The 25,461-nt window shown below is 67.4% G+C and carries 23 protein-coding genes and 1 pseudogene; 13 read left to right on the top strand and 11 right to left on the bottom strand.

Annotated features, from left to right (window positions below):
* Position 1 precedes the first annotated feature (1 nt).
* Positions 2-469 (top strand): chemotaxis protein CheW, encoded by a 468-nt coding sequence (locus NRG74_RS13795; RefSeq protein ID WP_017640970.1) that lies wholly within the window; start codon positions 2-4, stop codon positions 467-469.
* Here the strand turns inward: NRG74_RS13795 and NRG74_RS13790 are convergent.
* The 3 genes from NRG74_RS13790 to NRG74_RS13780 form a co-directional block, all read right to left on the bottom strand.
* A complete protein-coding gene (locus NRG74_RS13790; protein ID WP_017640969.1) occupies positions 466-1,125 on the bottom strand; it encodes an HAD-IA family hydrolase in 660 nt (219 codons plus the stop codon). The genes NRG74_RS13795 and NRG74_RS13790 overlap by 4 nt on opposite strands.
* A 76-nt stretch (positions 1,126-1,201) precedes the next feature.
* Positions 1,202-1,921, bottom strand: a complete 720-nt coding sequence (locus NRG74_RS13785; protein ID WP_184292050.1) for a 16S rRNA (uracil(1498)-N(3))-methyltransferase — start codon at positions 1,919-1,921, stop codon at positions 1,202-1,204.
* Positions 1,922-1,934: 13 nt separating this feature from the next.
* Positions 1,935-3,335, bottom strand: a complete 1,401-nt coding sequence (locus NRG74_RS13780; RefSeq protein WP_257704512.1) for an adenosylmethionine--8-amino-7-oxononanoate transaminase — start codon at positions 3,333-3,335, stop codon at positions 1,935-1,937.
* A gap of 173 nt (positions 3,336-3,508) precedes the next feature.
* Here NRG74_RS13780 and NRG74_RS13775 point away from each other — a divergent pair, with 173 nt between their 5' ends.
* The 7 genes from NRG74_RS13775 to NRG74_RS13745 all read left to right on the top strand — a co-directional run bounded on the left by NRG74_RS13775 (position 3,509) and on the right by NRG74_RS13745 (position 13,325).
* Positions 3,509-5,086: an FAD-dependent oxidoreductase gene (locus NRG74_RS13775; RefSeq protein WP_437181152.1), complete on the top strand. Its 1,578-nt coding sequence runs from the start codon at positions 3,509-3,511 to the stop codon at positions 5,084-5,086.
* A 172-nt stretch (positions 5,087-5,258) separates the two neighbouring features.
* Entirely contained in the window at positions 5,259-5,813 is a 555-nt protein-coding gene (locus NRG74_RS13770; protein WP_064307485.1) for a cytochrome b, read from the top strand.
* Positions 5,814-5,848: 35 nt separating this feature from the next.
* A complete protein-coding gene (locus tag NRG74_RS13765) occupies positions 5,849-6,427 on the top strand; it encodes a YceI family protein (RefSeq protein ID WP_017640964.1) in 579 nt (192 codons plus the stop codon).
* 345 nt (positions 6,428-6,772) lie between these two features.
* Positions 6,773-7,966, top strand: coding sequence for an efflux RND transporter periplasmic adaptor subunit (locus NRG74_RS13760; protein WP_160924077.1), 1,194 nt, complete (start codon positions 6,773-6,775; stop codon positions 7,964-7,966).
* A 12-nt stretch (positions 7,967-7,978) separates the two neighbouring features.
* Positions 7,979-11,116 carry an efflux RND transporter permease subunit gene (locus NRG74_RS13755; protein ID WP_257704508.1) on the top strand — a complete coding sequence of 1,046 codons (3,138 nt, stop codon included), beginning with the start codon at positions 7,979-7,981 and terminating at the stop codon, positions 11,114-11,116.
* Between the two features lies 1 nt (position 11,117).
* Complete coding sequence (gene adeC, locus NRG74_RS13750; RefSeq protein ID WP_257704506.1) at positions 11,118-12,620, top strand: AdeC/AdeK/OprM family multidrug efflux complex outer membrane factor; 1,503 nt, start codon at positions 11,118-11,120, stop codon at positions 12,618-12,620.
* Positions 12,621-12,737: 117 nt separating this feature from the next.
* Positions 12,738-13,325, top strand: coding sequence for a YajG family lipoprotein (locus NRG74_RS13745; RefSeq protein ID WP_007161696.1), 588 nt, complete (start codon positions 12,738-12,740; stop codon positions 13,323-13,325).
* Between the two features lie 60 nt (positions 13,326-13,385).
* Here the strand turns inward: NRG74_RS13745 and NRG74_RS13740 are convergent, their stop codons facing one another.
* Positions 13,386-14,546: a 1-acyl-sn-glycerol-3-phosphate acyltransferase gene (locus NRG74_RS13740; protein ID WP_064307489.1), complete on the bottom strand. Its 1,161-nt coding sequence runs from the start codon at positions 14,544-14,546 to the stop codon at positions 13,386-13,388.
* 107 nt (positions 14,547-14,653) lie between these two features.
* Here NRG74_RS13740 and NRG74_RS13735 point away from each other — a divergent pair, with 107 nt between their 5' ends.
* From NRG74_RS13735 to NRG74_RS13725, 3 genes are read left to right on the top strand one after another with little or no spacing between them, the layout of a single operon-like run.
* Positions 14,654-14,836 (top strand): CPXCG motif-containing cysteine-rich protein, encoded by a 183-nt coding sequence (locus NRG74_RS13735; protein ID WP_017639858.1) that lies wholly within the window; start codon positions 14,654-14,656, stop codon positions 14,834-14,836.
* Positions 14,836-15,096 (top strand): putative signal transducing protein, encoded by a 261-nt coding sequence (locus tag NRG74_RS13730; RefSeq protein ID WP_017639857.1) that lies wholly within the window; start codon positions 14,836-14,838, stop codon positions 15,094-15,096. The genes NRG74_RS13735 and NRG74_RS13730 overlap by 1 nt, the downstream gene beginning before the upstream one ends.
* Positions 15,097-15,105: 9 nt before the next feature.
* Positions 15,106-15,723 (top strand): SOS response-associated peptidase, encoded by a 618-nt coding sequence (locus tag NRG74_RS13725; RefSeq protein ID WP_068382902.1) that lies wholly within the window; start codon positions 15,106-15,108, stop codon positions 15,721-15,723.
* 4 nt (positions 15,724-15,727) lie between these two features.
* On the opposite strand, the gene NRG74_RS24660 is transcribed toward NRG74_RS13725, so the two are convergent.
* The 3 genes and pseudogenes from NRG74_RS24660 to NRG74_RS13715 all read right to left on the bottom strand — a co-directional run bounded on the left by NRG74_RS24660 (position 15,728) and on the right by NRG74_RS13715 (position 20,114).
* The gene (locus NRG74_RS24660) at positions 15,728-16,432 is read right to left on the bottom strand and encodes a methyl-accepting chemotaxis protein (RefSeq protein WP_437181192.1); all 705 of its coding nucleotides are present in this window, start codon (positions 16,430-16,432) and stop codon (positions 15,728-15,730) included.
* 201 nt (positions 16,433-16,633) lie between these two features.
* A pseudogene (locus NRG74_RS24655) lies at positions 16,634-16,690 on the bottom strand (hypothetical protein); the annotation flags it as partial.
* A 1,294-nt stretch (positions 16,691-17,984) separates the two neighbouring features.
* Complete coding sequence (locus tag NRG74_RS13715; RefSeq protein ID WP_257704500.1) at positions 17,985-20,114, bottom strand: methyl-accepting chemotaxis protein; 2,130 nt, start codon at positions 20,112-20,114, stop codon at positions 17,985-17,987.
* A gap of 142 nt (positions 20,115-20,256) precedes the next feature.
* Here NRG74_RS13715 and NRG74_RS13710 point away from each other — a divergent pair, with 142 nt between their 5' ends.
* Positions 20,257-21,078: a M48 family metallopeptidase gene (locus tag NRG74_RS13710; RefSeq protein ID WP_017639853.1), complete on the top strand. Its 822-nt coding sequence runs from the start codon at positions 20,257-20,259 to the stop codon at positions 21,076-21,078.
* A 189-nt stretch (positions 21,079-21,267) separates the two neighbouring features.
* Here NRG74_RS13710 and NRG74_RS13705 read toward each other — a convergent pair whose 3' ends face one another.
* Complete coding sequence (locus tag NRG74_RS13705; protein ID WP_257704498.1) at positions 21,268-22,269, bottom strand: class I SAM-dependent methyltransferase; 1,002 nt, start codon at positions 22,267-22,269, stop codon at positions 21,268-21,270.
* 29 nt (positions 22,270-22,298) lie between these two features.
* Positions 22,299-23,258, bottom strand: coding sequence for a 2-hydroxyacid dehydrogenase (locus NRG74_RS13700; RefSeq protein WP_257704496.1), 960 nt, complete (start codon positions 23,256-23,258; stop codon positions 22,299-22,301).
* A 94-nt stretch (positions 23,259-23,352) separates the two neighbouring features.
* Here NRG74_RS13700 and NRG74_RS13695 point away from each other — a divergent pair, with 94 nt between their 5' ends.
* On the top strand, positions 23,353-23,940 hold the full coding sequence (locus NRG74_RS13695; protein ID WP_257704494.1) for an ACP phosphodiesterase: 588 nt from the start codon (positions 23,353-23,355) through the stop codon (positions 23,938-23,940).
* Here the strand turns inward: NRG74_RS13695 and NRG74_RS13690 are convergent.
* Together NRG74_RS13690 and NRG74_RS13685 are read right to left on the bottom strand one after the other, a co-directional pair.
* Complete coding sequence (locus tag NRG74_RS13690; protein WP_257704492.1) at positions 23,883-24,680, bottom strand: lysophospholipid acyltransferase family protein; 798 nt, start codon at positions 24,678-24,680, stop codon at positions 23,883-23,885. The two genes, NRG74_RS13695 and NRG74_RS13690, sit on opposite strands and share 58 nt — an antisense overlap.
* On the bottom strand, positions 24,677-25,405 hold the full coding sequence (locus NRG74_RS13685) for a GNAT family N-acetyltransferase (protein WP_160924067.1): 729 nt from the start codon (positions 25,403-25,405) through the stop codon (positions 24,677-24,679). The genes NRG74_RS13690 and NRG74_RS13685 overlap by 4 nt, the downstream gene beginning before the upstream one ends.
* Positions 25,406-25,461 lie beyond the last annotated feature (56 nt).

Genomic DNA, 25,461 nt, shown 5'->3' with positions numbered 1-25,461 from the left:
GATGTCGACCGCCGCTCCCGCCGAACACCTGACCGGTCTGCTGCTGACCCTGGCCGATCGCACCCTGCTGCTGCCCAATGCGGCGGTGGCCGAACTGGTGCCCTGCCGCGAGATCCGGCCGCTGCCGGTGCAGCCCGACTGGTGTCTGGGACAGGTCGCCTGGCGCGATCTGCGCCTGCCGCTGATCAGCTTCGAGGCGCTCTCCAGCGGCCATGCCGCACAATTCGACGGCGATCGCCATGCGCGAGTGGCCATTCTCAATGCCCTGGGTGGGCGTGAGCGGGTCCGGTTCCTGGCCCTGCTGATCCGCAGCATTCCGCGTTCGCTGCGCATCACCCCGGAGCTGGCTGCGGCCGAGGTACCCCTGGCCGCCCTGGAGCTGGGCGCGGTGGCCTACGAAGGCGGCACGGCGCGCATCCCCGATCTGATCGGGGTGGAAGAGCGCCTCGCCGCCGCGGGTGTGTTCTAGTCCTGTCGGGTCAGGCGCATCGCGCCGTTTTCTTCACGGCTGATGCCGACGCCGCGATAGTCGGCCAGGGTCGGCAACCCCAGGTCCAACGGCTGGCGATGGGTGGCGGTGATGGCCACGGCATCGGCGCCGGCCGCCTTGGCCGCGGCAAAGCCGGCATGGGCATCCTCGAACACCAGGCAATCACCGATCTCCACGCCCAGCTTGCGCGCCCCGGCCAGGAAGCAGTCCGGCGCGGGTTTGCCCTGGGTGACGTCCTCGGCGCAGATCATCACCGGCGGCAGAGCCATGCCCGCGGCGGCCAGGCGGACTTCGGCCAGGCGGCGTGACGCCGAGGTAACCAGCGCCCAACTGCCGGCCGGCAGGCTGGCGAGAAAGGCCGCGGCCCCGGGGATTTCCTGGATGTCCGCGACATCGGCGATCTCCAGTTCGGTGATGGCGCGGGTCTCGGCTTCGATATCGGCGCCGGCGGGCGCGAAGCGCTTGACCGTCTCCACCGCGCGCACGCCGTGCATCACCGCCAGGACGTCCGCCGGGTCGAGGCCATGGCCGAGGGCCCAGGTGCTCCAGGCGCGTTCGGCGGAGGCCACGCTGGTGAGCAGGGTACCGTCCATGTCGAACAGGAAGGCGGCGTAGGGGCGAGAGGGCAGGGTCATCCAGGGCTCCAAAACTATCCGTGGGGAAAGGGGCGGACCGCCGCGGGGCAGCGGCCCGAGGGGCAGATCAGGGGGTCTAGAAATCACCCCAGAGTTGCTGGGCCACGCTCAGGGCCACCACCGGCGCGGTCTCGGTACGCAGCACCCGCGGCCCAAGGCGGGCCGGCTGGAAACCGACGGCGCGGGCGGCCGTGACTTCGGCCTCGCTGAGGCCGCCTTCGGGACCGATCAGCAGCACCAGACGGGTAGGGCGGGCATGGCTTTCCAGCGGCTCGGCCACCGGGTGCAAGACCAGCTTGAGGTCTGCATCCAGCCCGGTCTGCCAGTCGGCCAGCAACTGTGGCGGATGGATCAGCGGCACCGTGGAGCGCCCGCACTGCTCGCAGGCGCTGATGGCGACCTGACGCCAGTGCTGCAGACGCTTGTCGGCGCGTTCGTCCTTGAGGCGCACCTCGCAGCGTTCGCTGACCAGCGGGGTGATCTCGGCCACCCCCAGTTCGGTGGCCTTCTGGATCGCCCAGTCCATGCGCTCGCCGCGGGACAGGCCCTGGCCGAGGTGGATCCGCAGCGGCGAATCGGGCTGGCCGGGTAGTTCCTCGGTCAGGTCGACGCTGAGGGTTTTCTTGCCCACCGCGGCGACCTGGCCGAGGTACTCCCGGCCGCTGCCGTCGAACAGCTGCACGGCATCCCCCGGCGCCAGGCGCAGCACGCGGCCCAGGTAGTGAGCCTGGGCCTCGGGGAGGTCGAGGCGGCCGAGAGCCAGGGGCAGGTCGAGGTGGCAGCGGGTGAGACGCATGGCGGACTCCAGATCAGCCGGGATCGCGGTGGTTGGGGTGCAGGTCGCTCAGGGCGACGCTGACCGAGGTGCGGGTGGCGAGGTCGATGCCTTCGCTCGCCACCTCGGCGAGGAAGTCGATCTGCTCGGGGGTGATGACATAGGGCGGCAGGAAGTAGACCACGTTGCCCAGGGGTCGCAACAGGGCGCCGCGGGAGAGGGCGTGCTGGTAGACGGCCAGGCCGCGGCGCTCCTGCCAGGGGTAGGGGGTGCGGCGGGCCTTGTCGGCGGTCATCTCGATGGCCAGGGCCATGCCGGTCTGGCGTACCTCGCCAACGTGGGGATGATCGACCAGGTGGGCGGTGGCCTCGGCCATGCGCCGGGCCAGGGGCTTGTTGGCCGCGATGACGTCGTCCTCGGCGAAGATGTCCAGGGTCGCCAGGGCGGCGGCGCAGGCCAGCGGATTGCCGGTGTAGCTGTGGGAATGCAGGAAGGCGCGCAGGGTTTGGTAGTCGTCGTAGAAAGCCTGGTAGACGGCATCGGTGGTGAGGCAGGCGGCCAGCGGCAGGTAGCCGCCGGTGAGGGCCTTGGACAGGCAGAGGAAATCCGGACGGATGCCGGCCTGTTCGCAGGCGAACATCGTCCCGGTGCGACCGAAGCCCACGGCGATCTCGTCATGGATCAGGTGCACGCCATAGCGGTCGCAGGCCTCGCGCAAGAGGCGCAGATAGACCGGGTGATACATGCGCATGCCGGTGGCACCCTGGATCAGTGGCTCGACGATGACCGCGGCGACGCTGGCGTGATGCTCGGCCAGGGTGCGCTCCATGTGGGCGAACATCTGCCGCGAGTGCTCTTCCCAACCCAGGCCCTCGGGGCGCAGATAGCAATCGGGGCTCGGCACCTTGAGGGTATCGAGCAACAGGCCCTGGTAGGTCTCGGTGAACAGCGCCACGTCACCCACCGACATGGCCGCCACCGTCTCGCCGTGGTAGCTGTTGGTCAGGGTGACGAAGCGACGCTTTTCCGGCTGGCCCACGTTGCGCCAGTAGTGATAGCTCATCTTCAGCGCCACCTCGATGCACGAGGAGCCGTTGTCGGCATAGAACACCCGGTCGAGGCCGGCCGGGGTCAGGGCGACCAGGCGCTCGGACAACTCGATCACCGGCTGGTGGCTGAAGCCGGCGAGGATGACGTGCTCCAGCTGGTCGACCTGGGCCTTGATGCGTTCGTTGATGCGCGGATTGGCGTGGCCGAAGACATTGACCCACCAGGAGCTGACCGCGTCCAGGTAGCGGTTGCCATCGAAGTCCTCCAGCCAGACGCCTTCGCCGCGGCGGATCGGGATCACCGGCAGCTGCTCGTGATCCTTCATCTGGGTGCAGGGGTGCCAGAGCACCTCCAGGTCACGGCGCATCCAGTCGTGATTGGTCATTGGCGGTCTCCTGGCGGCGGGCCCGGCGATAAAAGGGGGCGCAAGCCTAAGCCAGGGCGCGCGACGGGAGCAAGGCGCGGGCCGATTGCCGGTCGTGGCGGCAGCTAGTGGCTCCGGAGCCGCTGGCGTATGCTGCGCCACCGCCGTTTCCCGGTCCCAGGAGTCTAGAAAAGATGTCGTCGCGTTGGACAGGTTTTACCGTCTGCTTGGCAGCCGGCGTATTCGCTACCAGCCTGAGCGCAGGCGCTGCCGAGAAGGCCCATAAAGAGATGCACAAGGTGCCGGAAAAGGCCGCCGCGGCGCCCGCCGCGCCCAGTGGTCCCTCGGTGATCGTGGTCGGCGCCGGCATGGCCGGTCTGGCCTCGGCCTATGAACTGCAGCAAGCCGGCTGGAACGTGACCCTGCTGGAAGCCGGCGCGCGCGTCGGCGGTCGCTCCGGCCTCGCCTCCAGCGAATGGATCGGCGATACCAAGGCCCAGCCGGTGCTCAATCACTATCTGGACACCTTCAAGCTCAAGACCGTGGACGCGCCGTCCTTCGTGCGCACCCCGGGCTATCTGATCGAGGGCCAGTACTATTCCCAGGACGACCTGGCGCAGAAGCTGCCGGCCGTGGCCGATGCCTTGAAGCGCGTCGACAAGTCCCTGGACGACCTGGCCGCCGCCATCAGCGATCCGCTGCAGCCGACCGCCACCCCGACCCTGCACGCCCTCGACCAGATCAACGCCGCCACCTGGCTGGACAAGCAGAATCTGCCGCCGGTGGCCCGCCAGCTGATCAACCAGCGCATCCGCGTCCGCTACGACGAGCCCTCACGGCTGTCGCTGCTCTATCTGGCCCAGCAGACCCGCGTCTATCGCGGCGTCGAGGACAAGGACCTGCGCGCGTCGCGCCTGCCCGGCGGTAGCGAGGTGCTGGCCCAGGCCTTCGTCAAGCAGATCAAGACGATCAAGACCGACAGCAAGGTAGCGAGCATCGTCCAGGACAAGGACGGCGTCGTGGTCAAGGCCGGTGCCACTGGCTACAAGGCCGACTACGTGGTGATGGCGGTGCCGCTGCGCGCCCTCGGCCAGGTGCAGATGACCCCGGCGCTGGATGCCACCCAGCAGGCGGCGATCAAGGGCACCACCTATGGCTGGCGTGACCAGATCCTGCTCAAGTTCAAGACCCCGGTGTGGGACAGCAAGTCGCGCATGAGCGGCGAGATCTACAGCGACCAGGGCCTGGGCATGCTGTGGGTGGAGCCGGACGTGAAGGGCGGCGCCAATGTGCTGGTCAACCTGGCCGGTGATAGCGCGCGCCTGGTGCAGGCCTTTGGCGACAAGCAGATGGTCGACCAGGTGCTGATCCGCTTCCATGCCTTCTATCCCAAGGCGCGCGGCGCCTTCTCCGGCTACGAAGTCCGCCGCTACAGCCGCGATCCGGGCCTGGGCGGCGCCTACCTGGCCTATGGTCCGGGCCAGATCACCCGCTACTGGCGGTTGTGGGAAAAGCCCACCGGCCGGGTGATCTTCGCTGGCGAGCACACCGATCCGCTGCACCCGGGCACCCTGGAAGGCGCCCTGGCCAGCGGTCAGCGCGCCGCCGGCCAGGTCCGCGACCTCAAGGCCGGCAAGGCCGTGGTGCCGGTCGCGGCCAGTGCCAAGACCACCGCCCAGCCGGCTGCTGCGCCCAAGGCCACCGAGGCCGCGCCGGCCAAGGACAGTGGCGAGCACGGCTTCTTCTGGAAGCTGTTCCACTGGTCGTTCTGAGCGTGACTCGAACCCGGACGCTGCCCTGCGCAGCCTCTGGGCCGGAGCGGACGGGGCGCTCGCGCGTCGTCCGATCCATCGATTCCTTCGATATTGATTCGACACTTTTTCCGCTTTCCATCGATACGTTTGCGGCTAGGCTTAGGCAAAGCTTTTTCAGGAGAGAAAAGCGATGCACTGGCGCAACGACGGCCTTCGCTACGGTCTGGTAAGTCTGGTTCTGCATTGGGTCATGGCCCTGGCGATCGTCGCCATGTTCGCCTCCGGCCTGTGGATGCGCACCCTGGACTACTACGACACCTGGTACCACACCGCCCCCGAACTGCATAAGAGCGCCGGCATTCTCTTGCTGATCGCCCTGGTGCTGCGCCTGCTCTGGCGCCTGGTCAGTCCGCCGCCGCCGGTGGAGGGCAGCCCGCTGGTACGTCGCGCGGCGGGTGCCGGGCACTTCCTGCTCTATGGGCTGATGCTTAGCGTCATGGTGGCCGGCTACCTGATCTCCACCGCCGATGGCGTGGCCATCGATGTCTTCGGCTGGTTCAAGGTCCCGGCGACCCTGAGCGGCCTGCCGGATCAGGCCGATACCGCCGGCAAGATCCACCTCTGGTTCGCCTGGACGCTGATCGTCCTGGCCGGTCTGCACGTGGTGGCCGCGCTCAAGCACCATTTCGTCGACCGCGACGGCACCCTGGTCCGGATGCTCGGTCGAGTCCACACTCCTTCCTGATATTCGCTTCCCACCACCACATGGAGCTCCATCCAATGCTGAAGAAAACCGTTGCCGCCCTGGCCCTGGGTACCGCTCTGCTGGGCGCTGGCCAGGCCATGGCCGCCGATTACAAGATCGACAAGCAGGGCCAGCACGCCTTCATCCAATTCCGCATCCAGCACCTGGGCTACAGCTGGCTGTACGGCACCTTCAAGGACTTCGACGGCACCTTCAGCTTCGATGCCAAGGATCCGTCCGCCGACAAGGTCAAGGTGACCATCAACACCGACAGCGTCGACACCAACCACGCCGAGCGCGACAAGCACCTGCGCAGCGCCGACTTCCTCAACGTCGCCGCCCATCCCCAGGCCAGCTTCGAATCGACCAAGGTCACCCCCACCGGCGACGGCACTGCCGATGTCACCGGCAACCTGACCCTGAACGGCGTGACCAAGCCGGTCACCATCAAGGCCCACTTCATGGGCGAGGGCAAGGATCCGTGGGGCGGCTACCGCGCCGGCTTCGAGGGCACCACCACCCTCAAGCTCAAGGATTTCAATATCCAGAAGGACCTCGGTCCGAAATCCCAGGAAGTGGAATTCATGCTGTCCTTCGAAGGCGTGCGCCAGTAACGGGACGCCCCCAGGTTGTAACCAAAAATGCCGGATTCGTCCGGCATTTTTGTGGGCGGTCGTTTTTGGTGACGAGGCGGGCGGCAGCGCGATCCCCTGGCAGAACTAGCCTCCGGCCTCATGGTCTGCTACCCAGGTCGGTCGCAGCGTCTGGCTTTGTCGCCATCGCCGTGTTCACGAAGCGTCGAAGCATCCGGCGAAATACCCGAGCATGGCACTTGGGTTATTTACAAACAGTCGTGAACGTAAGTATATTTGTCTGATAATAATTCCTATGCTCGAGCCGGTGCGGATCCACAAGGCGCGCTGCGCATGCTCATTTCCCAGCTTTCAAGGACTTTTGATATGCAGATCAAGCCGGCGCATGCCTTTTTCGCCCCCGCCTTGCTGGCCGTAGCCCTGGCCTTGGGCGCCTGCGGCAAGCAGGACAACAAGGACCAGCAGCAACAGCAGCAGAAGCCCGCGGAAGTCGGGGTGGTGACGATGGAACCGCGCACCGTGACCCTGACCGACGAATTGCCCGGGCGCACCGCGGCCTTCCGCATCGCCGAGGTGCGACCGCAGGTGAGCGGCATTCTGCTCAAGCGCTACTTCACCGAAGGCGCCGACGTGAAGGCCGGTACCCAGCTCTATCAGATCGATCCGCGCACCTACGAAGCCAACGTCAATTCGGCCAAGGCCTCCCTGGCCCAGGCCCAGGCGACCCTGGCCTCCAACCGGCTCAAGGCCCAGCGCTATGGCGCCCTGGTCAAGGAGCAGGCGATCAGCAAGCAGGAAGCCGACGATGCCCTGTCCATGCAGCGGCAGAACGAAGCCCAGGTGGAATCGGCCAGGGCCGCCCTGCGCAACGCCGAGATCAATCTGGCCTACACCAAGGTCGCCGCGCCCATCTCTGGCCGTATCGGGCGTTCGATGATGACCGAAGGCGCCCTGGTCACCGCCGACCAGACCACCGCCCTGACCAGCATCACCCAGCTGGACCCCATCTATGTCGACGTGACCCAGTCCGCCACCGATCTGCTGCGCCTGCGCCGCGAACTGGACAGCGGTCAGCTGCAGCGCGTGCAGGGCGAGAACGCCGCCGAGGTCAAGCTGATGCTGGAAGACGGCAGCGCCTACAGCCGTTCCGGCAAGCTCAAGTTCGCCGAGGTGTCGGTGGACCAGGGCACCGGCTCGGTGACCATCCGCGCTGAATTCCCCAACCCCGACAAACTGCTGCTGCCTGGCATGTTCGTGCGGGCCCAGCTGCAGTCCGGCGTTCGCCAGAATGCCCTGCTGGTGCCGCAACAGGGCGTGACCCGCGACCTCAAGGGCCAGCCCACCGCCATGGTGGTCAACGGCGAAGGCAAGGTCGAGCAGCGGATCCTCAAGACCGAGCGCACCGTGGGCTCCGATTGGCTGGTCACCGATGGCCTCAAGGCCGGTGACAAGGTCATCACCGAGGGTCTGCAAAAGATCAAGCCGGGTGCCACCGTCACCACCAAGCCGGCGAGCAACATCGCCTCCGCCGAGCAGAAGCCGGCGGGTCAGGGTCAGTAAGGGGAGCGCCCGATGTCCAAGTTCTTCATCGACCGGCCCATCTTCGCCTGGGTGATCGCCCTGGTGATCATGCTCGCCGGCATCCTGTCGATCCTCAATCTGCCGATCAACCAGTACCCGAACATCGCCGCACCGGCGGTCTCGATCCAGGTGAGCTACCCGGGCGCCTCGGCGCAGACGGTGCAGGACACCGTGGTCCAGGTCATCGAACAGCAGATGAACGGGATCGACAACCTCAGGTACATCTCCTCGGAGTCCAACTCCGACGGCAGCATGACCATCATCGTGACCTTCAACCAGGGTACCAACCCTGACATCGCCCAGGTCCAGGTGCAGAACAAGCTGCAGCTGGCGACGCCGCTGCTGCCCCAGGAAGTTCAGCAGCAGGGCATGCGCGTCGCCAAGTACCAGCGCAACTTCATGATGGTGGTGGGCCTGGTGTCCATGGACGGCTCCCTGACCAAGGAAGACCTGTCCAACTACATCGTCTCCAACATGCGCGACCCCATCGCGCGGACCACGGGGGTCGGTGACTTCCAGGTGTTCGGCGCCCAGTACGCCATGCGCATCTGGCTGGATCCGCAGAAGCTGGTGAAGTATCAGCTGACCCCGGTCGACGTCAGCGCCGCCATCCAGAGCCAGAACGTGCAGATCGCCTCCGGTCAGCTCGGCGGCCTGCCGGCGGTGCCGGGACAGCAGCTCAACGCCACCATCATCGGCAAGACCCGCCTGACCAGCGTCGAGGAATTCGGCAAGATCTTCCTCAAGGTGGACCAGAGCGGCGCCCAGGTGCGCCTGCGCGACGTGGCGCGGGTCGAGCTGGGCGGCGAAAACTACTCCATCGATGCCCAGTTCAACGGCAAGCCGGCCTCCGGCATGGCCCTGCGTCTGGCCACCGGCGCCAATGCCCTGGACACCGCCAAGGCGGTCCGCGCTACCATCGATCGCCTCAAGCCCTTCATGCCTCCGGGCATGGAAGTGGTCTATCCCTATGACACCACCCCGGTGGTGACCGCCTCGATCCACGAGGTGGTCAAGACCCTGGGCGAGGCGATCCTGCTGGTGTTCCTGGTGATGTTCCTGTTCCTGCAGAACTTCCGGGCCACCCTGATTCCCACCATCGCCGTACCCGTGGTGCTCCTGGGTACCTTCGCGGTGCTCCTGGCCGCCGGTTTCACCATCAACATCCTGACCATGTTCGGCATGGTGCTGGCCATCGGCCTGCTGGTGGACGACGCCATCGTGGTGGTGGAAAACGTCGAGCGGGTGATGGCCGAGGAGGGGCTCTCGCCCAAGGAGGCGACACGCAAGTCCATGGGCCAGATCCAGGGTGCCCTGGTCGGTATCGCCTTGGTGCTGTCGGCGGTGTTCGTGCCCATGGCCTTCTTTGGCGGCTCCACCGGGGTGATCTATCGCCAGTTCTCCATCACCATCGTCTCCTCCATGGTGCTGTCGGTGCTGGTGGCGCTGATCCTGACCCCGGCGCTGTGCGCCACCATGCTCAAGCCGGTCAAGCAGGGTCATCACGAGAAGCGCGGCTTCTTCGGCTGGTTCAACCGCACCTTCGAGAACGGTCAGCACCGCTACGAGCGCAGCGTGGCCGCGGTGATCCGCCACAAGGTGCCCTTCCTGCTGCTCTATGTGCTGATCGTCGGCGTCATGGTGTTCCTCTTCACCCGCATCCAGTCGTCCTTCCTGCCGGAAGAGGACCAGGGCGTGATCTTCGCCCAGGTCACCACGCCGCCGGGTTCCAGTGCCGAGCGGACGCAGAAGGTGCTCGACACCATGCGCGAGATGATGATGACCAACGACGCGAGCGCGGTCAGCTCGATGTTCACCGTCAACGGCTTCAACTTCGCCGGTCGCGGCCAGAGTTCGGGCCTGGCCTTCATCCAGCTCAAGCCCTGGGAAGAGCGCCCCGATGCCAAGGACGGCGCCAGCGCCGTGGCCGGTCGGGCCATGGGCTACCTGTCGGGCATCAAGGACGCCATCGTCTACGCCATCGTCCCGCCGGCGGTGCTGGAGCTGGGTAACGCCACCGGCTTCGACTTCTATCTGCAGGACCAGGGCGGCATCGGCCACGAGGCGCTCATGGCCGCCCGTAACCAGCTGCTCGGCATGGCCGCGCAGAATTCCAAGCTGATGCAGACCCGTCCCAACGGCCTCAACGACGAGCCGCAATTCAAGCTCATCGTCGACGACGAGAAGGTACGGGCGCTGGGCCTGTCGCAGAGCGACGTGAACCAGACGCTGTCCATCGGCTGGGCCTCCAGCTACGTCAACGACTTCATCGACCGCGGTCGGGTGAAAAAGGTGTACCTGCAGGGCGAAGCTAGCGCACGGATGAATCCCGAGGACTTCAACAAGTGGTACGTGCGCAACGGCTCGGGCGAGATGGTGCCGGTATCGGCCTTCGCCCGCGGCGAGTGGATCTACGGCTCGCCCAAGCTGGAGCGCTACAACGGCATCTCCTCGCTGGAGATCCTCGGTTCCGCGGCGCCTGGCTACAGCACCGGTGACGCCATGGCCGAGATCGAGCGCATGGCCAAGGACCTGCCGCAGGGCGTGGGCATCGCCTGGACCGGGCTGTCCTACGAGGAGCGGCTGTCGGGCTCCCAGGCGCCGGCGCTCTATGCCCTGTCGCTGCTGGTGGTGTTCCTCTGTCTGGCGGCGTTGTACGAGAGCTGGTCGATCCCGATCGCGGTCATCCTGGTGGTGCCGCTGGGGGTGGTGGGGGCCTTGCTGGCCACCTATTTCCGCGGCCTGGCCAACGATGTCTTCTTCCAGGTGGGTCTGTTGACCACCATCGGCCTCGCGGCGAAGAACGCCATCCTGATCGTGGAATTCGCCAAGGAACTGCACGAAGGCGGCAAGAACATCGTCGACGCGGCGGTGGAAGCCTCGCGTATGCGTCTGCGGCCCATCATCATGACCTCCATGGCCTTCATCCTGGGCGTGGTACCCCTGGCGATCTCCTCGGGTGCCAGCTCCGGCAGCCAGCACGCCGTGGGTACCGGCGTGATCGGTGGCATGCTCACCGCCACGGTACTGGCGATCTTCTGGATTCCCATGTTCTACGTGGTGGTCAGCAGCCTGTTCAAGGACAAGGCCACCAAGGACCAGGAAGCCCATGGCAAGGAAGGACACTGATATGAAGAAGTCTGTCTTGGCGGTGGTCGTGGGCATGCTGGCCGTCTCCGGCTGCAGCCTGATCCCCGATTACCAGCGGCCCAATGCGCCGGTGGAGAACGCCTGGCCCCACGGCCAGGCCTATGATGCCCTGACGGTCAATCGCGACCAGCAGGCGGCCGACATCGGCTGGCGCGATTTCTATCGCGACCCGGCGCTGCAGCAGTTGATCCAGCTGTCGCTGGACAACAACCGCGACCTGCGCCAGGCCGCCCTGAACGTGCGGCTGTATCAGGCGCAATACCGCGTGCAGCGCGCCGAGCTGTTTCCCGACATCGGCGTCAGCGGTACCGGGACCCGTACCCGGTCGCCGGAGGACTTGAGCCAGGTCTCCGCCATCCGCGAACTGCTCGCCGGCAACAGCGCCGATGGCGCGGGGGGCGGCGGCGGTGGCAGCATCAGCAGCCAGTACAGCGTGACCCTGGGCTTCACCTCCTATGAGCTGGACCTGTTCGGGCGCCTGCGCAGCCTCAGCGAGCAGGCGCTGCTCAACTACTTCGCCACCAGCGAAGGACGCCGCAGCACCCAGATCTCGCTGGTCTCGGAAGTAGCCAACGCCTACTACGCCTGGCTCACCGATCAGCGCATGCTGCAACTGACTCGCGAGACCCTCGCCGCCTACCAGCGCTCCTACGATCTGACCCGCCAGACCGTGGAGAACGGCGTGGCCAGCGGGCTGGACCTGCGCCAGTCGCGCACCGCCCTGGAAGGGGCGCGGGCGAATCTGGCCCAGTACACCCGCCAGGTTGCCCAGGATCGCAATGCCCTGACCCTGCTGCTGGGCACCTCGATCCCGGCGGACCTGCCGCAAGGCAAGGGCCTGGATGGCAAGGACCTGCTCGCCGACCTGCCGGCCAACCTGCCGTCGGATCTCTTGCAGAAGCGTCCGGACATCCTCCAGTCCGAGCTGCAGCTGCGCGCCGCCAACGCCAACATCGGCGCGGCCCGGGCGGCCTTCTTCCCGCGCATCAGCCTGACCGCCCAGGGCGGCACGGCCAGCCGGGATCTCAATGGCCTGTTCGACGCCGGTTCCGGCTACTGGACCTTCTCGCCGAGCATCAACATCCCGATCTTCACGGCCGGTAGCCTCAAGGCCAGCCTGGATGCGGCCAAGATCCAGAAGGACATCAACGTCACCACCTACGAGAAGTCGATCCAGACCGCCTTCCGCGAGGTGGCCGATGCCCTGGCGGCGAAGGGCACCTACGACGACCAGTTGCAGGCCCAGCAGGACCTGGTGCAGGCCAGCCAGGAATACTACGACCTGGCCAACCTGCGCTATCGCCAGGGCATCGACAACTACCTCACGGTACTCGACGCCCAGCGTTCGCTGTATAGCGCCCAGCAGCAGTTGATCACCGACAGACTCAACCAGCTCAACAGCGAGGTCACCCTGTACAAGGCGCTCGGCGGTGGCTGGCTGGAGCGCAGCCAGACGCGACCGCCCCTGGCGGCCAAGCCCTGACCCTGGTTTGAAGAGACGCCGGCCCGAGCCGGCGTTTCCTTGTCCGCCATCCCCGTCTATCGACGCCGCTGGGGGGCTGGGTATACTGCCCCCTGTCCCTTTCTCTGGAGTTTCTGCATGCGCTATCGCCTGTTGCTCGGCCTGCTCGCCGCCACTGGTCTGACCCTGGCCGGCTGTGCCAGCAGCCCTCAGCAATTGAGTCCGCAACCCCAGATCACCGCGCCCATCGCGCCGGTCGGCCAGGGCCAGCCGGTCTCGGTCCGCGTGGTCGACGGTCGCTCCTCCTTCACCCTGGGCACCCGTGGCGGGCTCTATCCCGACACCAGCGTGGTGGTGGTGCAGACCCAGGACGTGATTCCCAAGCTGCAGGCGGAAGCCGAGAAGGCCGTACGCCAGATGGGCTTCACCCCGTCGCCCAATGCCGGCCCGGGTGCGCCCCAGCTGACCCTGACCCTGGCCGAGCTGAACTACCAGTCGCCCAAGGAACTGTACGTCACCGCCTCCGACGTCGCCGCGGCCTTCCAGGTGGACGTGCGCAACAGCCAACGCGGCTACCGGGGGCGCTATGGCGCCAGCCTCAACCAGCGTTTCGGCATGGCACCCAACGCCGAGGCCAACACCAAGCTGGTCAGCGATGTGCTGAGCGATGCCCTGACCCGGGTGTTCAAGGATCCGACCGTGGTGCAGGTGCTCAGCGGTCGCTGAAAACCTGACGCCCACAAAAAAGCCCGGCACCGACCGGGCTTTTTCGTGGGTGGCTGGCGACTATTCCAGGCCGGCCAGCACGCGGTACTTGTTCAGCACCGGCTGGGCGTACTGGCGCACCAGTTGTGCCCGGTACTCCGCCGGGCATTCGGCCAGGCGTCTTTCCCATTCGGCACGGGCGACCTCGATCTCCTCGGCCGGAAACAGGGCGTCCACGGCGGGCACGGCCAGCTCCGCATCGCGGCCATCCCAGGCGGCATAGGCCAGGTAGCTGGCCGGAAACAGCCGGTAGTTGCCGAGGATCTGCCGGTCCATTTCCTGGGCCAGCGCCTTGGCGTCCTCGAATTCGCCGCTCACCGGCTCGCCAAAGGCCACGTGCACCCGGCCCTTGTAGCCGGTGATACCCAGGGCGATGCTGACGTCGTCCTCGCCCGGCGCCTTGGTGTAGCTGCCGGTGGTGGCGCGGATGTGCAATTCGCGGGCCTTGGCCTGGTCGCAGGGATCGAATTCGTAGCTGATGGACACCGGCACGATGTTCAGCGCCTTGACCAGCTCGGCGAAGGGCTCGTCCTTGCAGCTCATGTGGAACATCTTGAGGATGGCCGAATCGGTGCGGTCATCGCCGTCCTTGGCCCGGCCCTCGGCCTGGGCGATCCAGATGGACTGGCCGTCCTGGCGGATCGAGTGATTGATGTAGGCGGACAGGTTCTGGTACGCCGCCAGCTTTTCGCGGCGACCGCTGATGGAGCGGTGCACGATGAAGCTCTTGTTCAGCCGCATCAGGTCGCTGACGAAGGGCTTCTGCAGCAAGTTGTCGCCGATGGCGATGCGCGGCGTTGGCAGACCGGCGTGGTAGACGGCATAGTTGACGAAGGCCGGGTCCATCACGATGTCGCGGTGGTTGGCCAGGAACAGATAGGCGCGACCACTGCGCAGCTGGTCGATGCCCGAGTAGGTGACGCCGTCCGAGGCCTTCTCGATGGCGCGATCCACATAGGGTTCGAGCTTGTCCTGCAGCGCCGCGACGCTCTGGATACCACTCAGTTCCTGGCGCAGGCGGGTGCGCAGCAGGGGGCGCACTACCCAGCCGAGTCCCTTGGACAGGCGCGGGAACCGGTAGCCGGCAAGGATGCCGATGAAGTGGTCGTCGTCGATCAGGCGGGCCAGAACCCCGGGGACTTCCGCGTCGTTATAGGGTCGAATGGCTTCGAACTCGCCCATGGTGTTCTCTTGTAGAAATTCCGGCGGCCATAGTAGTGGGCGTGGCGCCAGATGCAAGCGTCAGGGGCCGGATGGGCGGCAGGTTGGCAGTCAAGGAGTGCAGGCAGATGCTGGAAAGCCAGGAATACGATTGCCCTTATTGCGGCGAACCGGGCGAGGTGGTGCTCGACCTCAGCGGCGGTGACCAGGACTACTACGAGGACTGTGAAGTCTGCTGCCGACCGATCCGCTTCGGCCTGCACACCGATGGCGAGGACTGGAATCTCGAGGTTCGGCGGGAGGACGACTGATGCGCCGCATCTATGAGCCGGGTTCGCTGCACGAAGGCGAATTGCTCCTGGCGGTGCTGGCCAGCGAGGGCATCAGCGGCTTTCTCGCCGGGCGCCATCTGCTCGGTGGCATCGGCGATCTGCCCGCGGTGGGCTTGCTTGGCCTGCTGGTCGAGGACGAAGAGGCGCAGCGCGCGCAGGCGCTGATCGCCGCGTACAATGCCGCCACGCCCCTGCCGGGAGAGGATCCTTCTCCCGAGCAGGGCATCCTCATTTGTTGAAAGGTTTTCATGTCCGGACGCTACGCCCTGTTCCGCTGGCCCGCTGAATTCGCCGGCTTGCCGGGTTTTCCCGACAAGCATCCCCCGCGCTGGAACATCTCGCCCCACCAGCAGGTGCTGCTGCAGCGGCGGACCGCCGAGGGCGAGCGGGTCGACAGCGGTCGCTGGGGGCTGACGCCGCCCTGGCTCACCGATCTGTCCCGCACCCCCACCCATGCCCGCGCCGAAAGCCTGGCCACCCAGCCGATGTTTCGCGAGCCCTTTCGCCTGCGGCGCTGTCTGCTGCCGGCCAACGGCTTCTACGAATGGCGCGGTGGCCACCGCAAGCGGCCCTACTGGATGCTCAATGGCGAACCCCTGGCCTGGTTCGCCGCGCTCTGGGAGGCCTACCCGGCCGGGGATCAGCTCTGGCTGTCGGTGGCCATGGTCACCCAGGCGGCCGGTCCGCTGCGCCGACCGATCCTGCTCGATGCAGCGGGTCGTGCCCTCTGGCAGGATCCAGACAGCACGCCCGAAGCCCTGCAGGAGCTGTTGGCCGCGGGCGGCATGCCGCTGCGCGAGCGGGTCTTGGCCAACATCGTCAACCGGCCCGAGGTAGACGGGCCGGAGTGTTTGACTCCCTTGTAACCCGCTAGACCTTGAAGCGCGCCGCCAACTGGCGCTGTCGTTCGGCCAGTTCGCTCAGGTGGCTACCGGCGCGGGTGGCCTGATCAGCCTGGTCGTGTACGCCATTGGCCGCCTGGCCGATGTTGACGACGTTGCGATTGATGTCCTCGGCCACCGCGCTCTGCTCCTCGGCGGCGCTGGCGATCTGCAGATTCATTTCGGTGATCTCGCCCACGGCGGTGAGGATGACCTCTAGGGCCCGGCTGGCCGCCTGGGTCTGTTCCACCTGATTGCTGGTCTGGGCATGGCTGTTCTGCATCAGCGCCACGGTCTCCCGGGTGCCGCTCTGCAGGCGCTGGATCATGCTCTGGATCTCGCCGGTGGCGACCTGGGTCTTTTGCGCCAGGGTGCGCACCTCATCGGCCACTACGGCGAAGCCACGGCCCTGCTCGCCGGCCCGGGCCGCCTCGATGGCCGCGTTGAGCGCCAGCAGATTGGTCTGCTCGGCGATGCCGTTGATGGTGGTGAGGATGGAACCGATGTTCTCGCTGTCATCGGCCACCCGGCGTACCTGGGTCACGGCGCGCTCGATTTCCGCGGCGAGGGTGGCGCAGTCGCTGACATTCTGCCGCACCACACGCTGGCCTTCGCTCACGGCGCTATCGGCCTGGGTGGCCGCCTGGGCGGCGCGTCCGGCATTGCTGGCGACATCCTGGGCGGTGGCGGTCATCTCCTGCATGGCGGTGGCCACCTGGTCGATCTCCTGCAGCTGGCGCTGCACGCCGTCGCGGGTGCGCTGGGCGATGTTGGAGGTCTGGGTGGCGGCCGTGTTCACGTCGCTGACCGAATGTACCAGCTGACCGATGAGGTGCTGCAGCGAACCGAGGAAGGCATTGAAACCGCTGGCGATGGCACCGAGTTCGTCGCGGCGATTGACCGTCAGCCGCTGGGTCAGGTCCCCATCGCCCTTGGCGATGTCGTCGAGCATGGCCACCATCTGCCGCAGCGGGCGGGCGATGCGCAGGCTGACCAGCCAGAGCAGCAGCAGGCCGCCGCCAGCCACCAGCAGGCCCACCAGCAGCATGCCGGCCATATCAGTACGGCGTTGCTCGCCGAGGGCCTGTTGCAGGAGATGCAGATCGCTGAGCACCGCCGCGCGGGGCAGCTGCAGGATCAACGTCCAGGTGGTGGCATTGTTGCCCAGGCGCAGCGGTAGATACACCTGATAGAGGTCGTGTTGGCTATCGAAACGGCGGGTCACCCCATCGCCGAGTTGCGCCAGGCCCTGGGCCGCGTCGCCGAGTATCTGCGCGGCCGGCTGACCGAGCGCCTTGGGATCCCGGGTATAGGCCACCAGGGTGCCGCGGTTGGCGACCAGCGCCATGCTGCCCGCGCCCTCGTAGAGACCGGCGTTGGCCTGCTTGAGCTGCTCCTGGATGAAGGCCAGGGACAGGTCGGCGCCGACCACGCCCTTGAAGGCACCCTTGACCAGGATGGGCACGTTGAAGGAGGACATCAGGATCTTCTGTCCATTCATCTCGTAGGGTGCCGGATCGACGATGCAGGGCTTGAGGCTCTGCCGCGGGCAAAGGTAGTACTCACCCTCGCGGACCCCGGTGGGCAGCACCGTCTGGCTTTCCATGGTCGGCCCCAGGGGTTCCACCTTCAGGCCGCCCTCGGGTGTGCGATACCACCAGGGCATGAAGCGACCCGTGGCGTCGTAGCCGGCTTCGCTGCGTCCGGCGTACTGGGCATCCGCGCCGTCGAAGGCATTGGGCTCCCAGCCCACGTAGACGTCGAGCAGTTCGGGATTGTCGAGCAGGGTCTGCTGGAGCAGGTTGTTGAGGCCTTCACGGTCGATCCGCAGGGGCCGTTCGGCGCTGCTGTCGGCCTGGGCATTGAGTTGAGCGATACCGCGGGCGACCGTGAGCGGCAGATCCAGCTTCTGCATCAGGCTGCCGGCAATCGCCTGGGCCTGGGCATCCAACCGGGCCTGGGCAGCACGCTCGGCAAGCTGGGCGGTATGGGTGTCGACCAGGCTTTGGGTGCGCATGCCGGCAAAGAGCACATAACCGACGAGCGCCATGACCACGGCCAGGATGCAGCTCCCCGAGAGCAGCGTGATGGTCGTACGGACTGAGCGAAAAGACATCGACAACACTCCAGTGCTTGGGTGGCGCGAGGTTATCGGCAGTGCACCGCGCTACCTTTAGGTTTTAGCGGCGCATCGGTGCCGACGAATCCCTCCCCAAGCAGAGAGGAGGGGCACGCAGCTAGCCTTGCTAGACGCGGAAGCGTCCCGCCAGCTGGCGTTGCTGCTCGGCCAGTTCGCGCAGTTGCTGGCCGGCGCGGGAGGCGCTGTCGGCTTCGCCGTGGACCGCCTGGGCGCTCTGGCCGATATTGACCACGTTGCGATTGATGTCCTCGGCCACCGCGCTCTGCTCCTCGGCGGCGCTGGCGATCTGCAGATTCATGCTGGTGATTTCGCTCACCGCCGCCAGGATGGTGTCCAGAGCGCGCCGGGTGGCCTCGGTCTGGGCGACCTGGGTGCTGGTCTGGGCGCCGCTGGCCTGCATCACCGTCACCGCCTCGCGGGTGCCCTGCTGCAGGCGCTGAATCATGCTCTGGATCTCGCCGGTGGCGACCTGGGTCTTTTGCGCCAGGTTGCGCACCTCGTCGGCCACCACGGCGAAGCCACGGCCCTGTTCGCCGGCGCGGGCCGCCTCGATGGCGGCGTTGAGCGCCAGCAGGTTGGTCTGCTCGGCGATGCCGTTGATGGTGGTGAGGATGGAGCCGATGTTCTCGCTGTCCTCGGCGACCCGGCGCACCTGCTCCACCGCACGCTCGATCTCCTCGGCGAGGGCGGCGCTGCTGGCGACGTTCTGCTGCACCAGGCGCTGACCTTCGTTGACCGCGCCGTCCGCCTCGGTGGCGGCGCGTGCCGCGCGACCGGCATTGCCGGCCACGTCCTGGGCGGTGGCGGTCATCTCCTGCATGGCGGTGGCCAGCTGGTCGATCTCCTGCAGCTGGCGCTCCACGCCATCGCGGGTGCGCTGGGCGATATGGGAGGTGTGCTCGGCCGCTGTGGCCACCTCGCCCACCGAGCGGATCAACTGGCCGATGAGGCCCTGCAGCGAGGCCAGGAAGCGGTTGAAGCCGCCGGCCATGGCGCCGACCTCGTCGCGGCGCTCGGTGGCGAGGCGCTGGGTCAGGTCGCCGTCGCCCTGGCCGATGGCGTCGAGCATGGCGACCATCTGCCGCAGCGGCCGGGCGATGCGCAGGCTGATCAGCCAGAGCACCAGCAGGCCGGCACCGGCGACCGCCAGGCCCACCAGCAGCATGCCGACCACATCCTGGTGGCGTTGGCTGCCCAGGGTGTCCTTGAGGCTATAGAGATCGGCCAGCACGGCTTCGCGGGGTAATTCGACGATCAGCGTCCAGACCTGGCGGTTGTCGCCGGCGAAACGCAGCGGCAGATAGACCTGGTAGCGCTGGCTTTGGGCGTCGAAACGGCGGGTGACGCCTTCGCCGAGGTCCTTGAGCCCGGCCAGGGTCGTGCCCAGCACCGGCTCGGCCGGCTTGCCCAGTTGGCTGGCGTCGGCGGTGTAGGCGACCAGGGTGCCCCGCCCGGCGACCAGGGCCATGCGGCCCACGCCGCCATAGAGACGGCCATTGGCCTTGACCAGCTGGCGCTGGATGAAGTCCAGCGGTACGTCGGCGCCGACCACGCCCTTGAAGGCGCCACCGACCAGGATGGGCACGTTGAAGGAGGCGATCAGCACCTGCTGTTCGTTGACCGTGTCGGGCATGGGGTCGAGCACGCAGGTGGTGCGAGCTTCCCGTGGACAGAGGTAGTACTCGCCTTCGCGCACACCCGACGGCAGGCGGGTCTGGCTTTCCACGGTCTCGCCAATCGGCTCCACCGTCACGTCGCCATCAAGGGTCTTGTGCCACCAGGGGGTGAAGCGGCCCTGCTCATCGTAGCCGGCCGCGGCGTCACCGCGATGGCGCTCGTCCTGGCCATCGATGGCATCTGGCTCCCAGACGGTATAGAGGCTGAGCAGGCCGGGCTGGCGTTTCAGGGTCTGGCCCAAGAGCCGGACCAGACTCTGGCGATCCAGGTCGACCTGCTGGTCGCCACCGCTGCCCATGGCCACGTTGAGCTGCGCCAGCTGGTTGGCGAGTTGCAGGGGAACGTCCAGTTGGCGCTGCAGCTGGTTGCCCACGGCTTCGGCTTCCGCGGTCAGCTGGGCCTCTGCGGCAGTGGCGGCCAGGGCCTCGGTATGGGTATCGACCAGCGTGCGGGTGCGCTGAGCGGCAAACAGGGTGTAGGCGATCAGGGCGATCACCACCACCAGGATGCAAGCGCCGGCCAGCAGGGTGATGGCGGTGCGGATGGAGCGGGAACTCATGGGGGACTCCGGAGGGCGTTCAATGCCGTGGACTATCGGCGGCGCTGACGATCCATTGAGGCCTCCGGTCGCCTGCGCACGAACGTTGCCGGGCGCGACGCCCCTCTCTATGCTGTATCCGCCTCGATACCTGGAGATTCCCATGCGCCGTATCCTTCCCCTCGCAGGCCTGTCCTTGAGCCTGCTACTGGTCGCCTGCCAGACCGTCAACACCACCTCGGGTGGCGCGGTCGGGGTGCAGCGCAAGCAGTACATGTTCAGCATGCTGTCCGAGCAGCAGGTCAACCAGATGTACGCCCAGTCCTATGCCAAGACGGTCAGCGAAGCCAAGGCCGCCGGCAAGCTGGCCAATGACAGCGCCGACGGCAAGCGCGTCGCCGCCATCGCCAAGCGCCTGATCCCGCAGACCGCGGCCTTCCGCCCGGACGCGGTGAACTGGGACTGGCAGGTCAACCTGGTGCAGAGCGACGAGCTCAACGCCAATTGCGGTCCGGGCGGCAAGATCTTCGTCTACAGCGGCCTGATCGATCAGCTCAAGCTGACCGACGACGAGCTGGCCGCGGTGATGGGCCACGAGATCGCCCACGCCTTGCGCGAGCACAGCCGCGAGCAGATGTCGCGGGCCTATGCCATCCAGATGGGCGAGAACCTCGGCGGGGCCCTGCTGGGTGTTGGCCAGGGCGGCATGCAACTGGCCGACCAGGTGTCCCAGGTGGCCCTGACCCTGCCGTTCAGCCGCGGCAACGAGAACGAAGCCGACCTCATCGGCCTGGAGCTCTCGGCCCGTGCCGGCTACAACCCCAATGCCGCCATCACCCTCTGGCAGAAGATGGCCCAGGCCAGCCAGGGCAAGCAGCCGGCGGAATTCCTCAGTACCCACCCGTCCGACGCCAACCGTACCAAGGCCCTGCAGGCGGCGATTCCCAAGGTGATGCCGTTGTATGAGGCGGCGAAGAAGGGGTGAGGTTTTGACTAGGGGTGGCGTTTTCCCTCACCCCAACCCTCTCCCAAGGGGAGAGGGTGCTGGTTGGGTACTACGGGGGTAACATTGCCGCGGTTCGGCCGCGCCTGTTGGGCTTCGACGATGAAGCCGTCTCAACCCAACCTACGGATGCCGCGTAGGTTGGGTTGAGCGCAGCGAAGCCCAACAGCGTTACCGCCGCCGGGCGCTATAGACCTTGAAGCCGTCCCGCTCGGCCAGGGTGCGGCAGTTGCCGAAGGCTGCCTCGATCAGCGGCGGATAGCGCAGGAAGCTGTTGGCCACCAGGCGCAGTTCGCCACCGGGCCTGAGATGGCGCACCGCCTCGGCCAGCAGGGTTTCGGTGGTGCGATAGTCGGTCTTCACACCGCTGTGGAAGGGCGGATTGCTGACGATGGCGGCGAGGCCCGTGGGCGCTGCGGCGATGCCGTCGCCGGCGATCACCGTTCCGCTCAGACCGTTGGCCGCCAGGGTCTGGCGACTGCTGGCCACGGCGAAGGCGTCCACGTCCAGCAGATGCAGGGTGCTGGCGGGATAGCGGCGAGCCAGGGCGGCGCCGACCACGCCGGCGCCGCAACCGAAGTCCAGCACCGCGCCCTCGGGCAGGCCGTCGAGCTGGTCCAGCAAGAGCGCCGTGCCCACGTCCAGCCGGCCATGGCTGAAGACGCCCGGCAGGCTGAGAATGTCCAGGTTCACCCCAGCCCGCTCCAGCCGCTGGCGTTGCAGCCAGGCGTCGGGGCGCGGATCGGCTTCGGTGTGCGGTCCCTGCACCACCCACAGTTGGCAATGACGGGCGCTGTCGAGCTTGCTGGCCTTGCCGAAGGCACCCAGCTGGCGCGCGGCGCGTTCGATGCCGGCCTTCTTTTCACCGACCAGATAGAGGCTGCCCGCGGCGGGCAGGCGGCCGGCCAGGGCGGTGAGCAGGAAGTCAGTGGCCTCGCGGGACTTGGGCAGGAACAGCACGGCATTGGCGAAGTCGTCCGGGGGCGGTTCGATGCCTAGAAGAGAGCGGCCCGGATAGCGCCGGGCCAGTTGCTCGGCCTCGCCCGCATGCCAACCCCAGCCACTGGCCGCGGGCAGGGCGCCGAGCAGGTCGTCAGCCGGTAGCCCTGCCAGCAGCAGGGGACCGCCGAAGCGCTCGGGGTGGCGGAGGAGGACTTCGCTGCGCGGATCCATGGGGCTACCTGGCGAAAAAAGCGCGAACTTTAGCAGACCACTCGCTGCGGTGTGCCGGCGAAATGGCCTTGGGCATTGGCGGCGAGCTGGCCGATGATCCGCTGGCGCGCTTCACGACTACCCCAGGCGTTGTGCGGGGTAACGATCAGTCGCGGAATGTCGCCGGCCAGCAGCGGATTGCCGTCGCGCGGGGGTTCCACGCTGAGCACGTCGGTGGCGGCGCCGGCCAGGTGGCCGCGTCTCAGGCAGTCGGCCAGGGCCTGTTCGTCGACGATGCCGCCGCGGGCGGTGTTGACCAGGAAGGCCGTGGGCTTCATCGCGGCCAGTTCGGCGGCGCCCAGCATGCCGCGGGTCAGGTCGGTGAGCGGACAGTGCAGGGTCAGGGCATCTACCTGGGGCAGCAGTTCGGCCAGCGGCAGGCTGCCGGGACGCGCCGGACGGCCGGGCAACTGGCCTACCAGGGTCTGCATGCCGAAGGCTTCGGCCAGCCGCCTGACCGCGCTGCCCAATTCGCCCAGGCCGAGCAGGCCAAGGGTCTTGCCCTCCAGCTCGACGATGGGGTGATCGAGCAGACAGAACTGGCTGGCGGTCTGCCAGCGCCCGGCGCGGATATCCGCCTGGTAATCCGGTAGCCGCGTGGCCAGGGCCAGCAGCAGGGTCAGGGTGTGCTGGGCGACCGAGGCGGTCCCATAGCCCTGGCAGTTGCAGACCCGTACGCCCTGGGCGCGGGCGGCGTCCAGGTCGATGTTGTTGGTCCCGGTGGCGCTGACCAGCACCAGTTTCAATTCCGGGCAGGCGGCCAGGGTCTGGGCGTCCAGCACCACCTTGTTGACGATGGCGACCTGGGCGCCGGTCAGGCGCGCGGCGACCTCGTCCGGAGCGCTCGCCGGATGCAGCTCCAGTTCGTCGAACACCGCGCGCAAGGGCACCGGGTCCAGATCGCCCAGGTCGAGAGAGGCATAGTCGAGGAACACGGCGCGAGCGGGCATGACGACTCCAGCGGAGAAGGGAAGGAGGCCCGAGCCTAGCAGCCGCGGGTCGTCCAGGAAAACCGCCCGGTTGTGGCTGGAGTATGCTGGGGGGATGAATTATCTCGCTCATCTGCACCTGGGCGGCCCCAGCCGCGAAGACCGTCTCGGCAGCCTCTATGGCGATTTCGTCAAGGGATCGGCGGACGCCTGGCCGGCCGGGATCGCCGCCGGCATCCGGCTGCACCGGCGTATTGATGTCTATACCGACGACCACCCCCTGGTGATCAGGGCCAAGACGCGGCTGCCCGCGGCGCGGCGGCGAGTGGCCGGGCTGCTGGTGGATGTCTTCTTCGATCACTGCCTGGCGCGCCTCTGGCACGACTACGCCGAGCAGCCACTGCCGGGCTTCGTCGCGGACTGCTACCAGACCCTGTTGGACGAACCGGAACTGCCGCCGCGGCTGGCCCGCATCGCACCCCTGATGGCACGCCAGGACTGGCTGGGCAGCTACACGGACTTCGCCGTGCTGGAGCGAGTGGTGGAGGGCATGGCGCGACGGTTGTCGCGCCCGGAACTGCTGGCCGGCGCCTTCGCCGAGCTGGACGCCGCCTATGACGGCCTGGTCGAGGATTTCCGCGACTTCTATCCGCAGCTGCAGGCCTTTGCCGCCGCCGAACGGGCCGCGCGCGGTTCCAGCTGAATCCCGAGGCGGGCAGCGATGGCCGCCTGGCATTCACCCGCCAGCACCTGGCGCGGCCGGCCCTGGGGCAGGATGGGTGGCAGCAGTTCGATCCTCAGGGTGGTGCCGCCGTTGTCCAGCAGGCGCAGCAGATGGCTCACCAGGTCGTCGTCACCGATGAAGGCCGCGGCCCGGTCAGGCTCGCCGTGGCGCCAGTAGCTCAGCGCCACGGGTTGCAGCGGGGTGCCGGTGGCGATGGCCGGACTCAGCAGCCGACCGTGAAAGGTGCGCAGCCCGCTGCCGTCGGTGGTGGTGCCCTCGGGAAAGAGCGCCAGCGACAGGCCCTGGGTCAGGCGCGTGGTCAGGGCCTCGCCCAGGGCATCGCCGCGCTCGGCCCCGCGGCGGATGAACAGGGTGCCGGCCTGGCGCGTCAGCCAGCCGGCGAAGGGCCAGTGGGCCACCTCCGCCTTGGACAGAAAGCTCAGCGGCCGCAAGCTGCCCAGGGCGACGATATCCAGCCAGGACACGTGATTGACCAGCCAGAGGTGGGTGCCGCGCGGCACCTCGCCGCTGACCTCCAGCCGCAACCGCAGCGCCCAGGTTAGCACCTGGAAGAAGCGCCGCGTCAGCCGTTGCCGCAGCACCAGGCAGGGCCGGCGACTCAGCGCCACCGCCAACGTCACCGTCAGGGCGAACAGTGCCCCGAGCAGCAGCGCGGCCAGCACTGGCAGCAGTCGCCAGACGCGACGCAGTCGCCTCATACCGCGGCCTTGAAGTGGCGGGCATAGCGTGGGCAGAGGTCTTCGCGCTTGAGCAGGATGAAGACGTCGGCCACGCCGAATTCCGGATCCCAGCAGGGCGCGCCGCAGACCTGGGCACCTAGGCGTAGATAGGCCTTGAGCAGGGGTGGCAGCTGCACCACCAGGTTGTCTGGCACGGCGACGAAGGGCAGCGGCCGCCGCGGCGTGGCGCGGATCGCTGGGATGCGTTCGTCCCGCGCCGCCTGGCGCAGCAGGGCGGCCGCCTGCAGGCCGCCGTCGGCCATGGGCACGCTGGCGCAGCCCATGAGGTAGCGGTAGTCGCCGCAGGCCATGATCTCGGCCAGTTCCGCCCACAACAGGGCGATGGCCGCGCCGGTGCGATGCCCGGGCGCCACGCAGGTGCGGCCGATTTCCAGCAGCGGGCCCTGCAGCGTGTCCAGACCCTCCAGCTGGAATTCGCTCTCGCTGTAGAGACTGCCCAGCCGCTCGCGCCGACGGCCGTCGAGCAGCCGGGTGGTAGCGATCAGCTCGCCGCTGCGCAGGTCGCGCACGCCCAGGTGCAAGCAGTGAGCGTCGTAGGGGTCCTGGTCGAGGTTATCGGCGAAATGCACGCCGTAGGTACTGCCGAAGACCGCGGCTCGCAGGCGCTGGGCGGCGCGGATATCTGCAGCGGTCGACAGGCGTTCGGCGCGCAGCGCGGGCGGTGCGGACACTGGAATCGGCATGGCAGGGCTCCGGCAGTGGGTATGCAGCAAACCCTAGGTAGCCGGGATGACAGCCC

Source organism: Pseudomonas oryzihabitans, from assembly GCF_024652905.1.
GTDB classification, from domain to species: Bacteria; Pseudomonadota; Gammaproteobacteria; order Pseudomonadales; family Pseudomonadaceae; genus Chryseomonas; species Chryseomonas benzopyrenica.
Note: the sequence above shows the minus strand (reverse complement) of the source record. Positions and strands in the feature narration are given on the sequence as shown.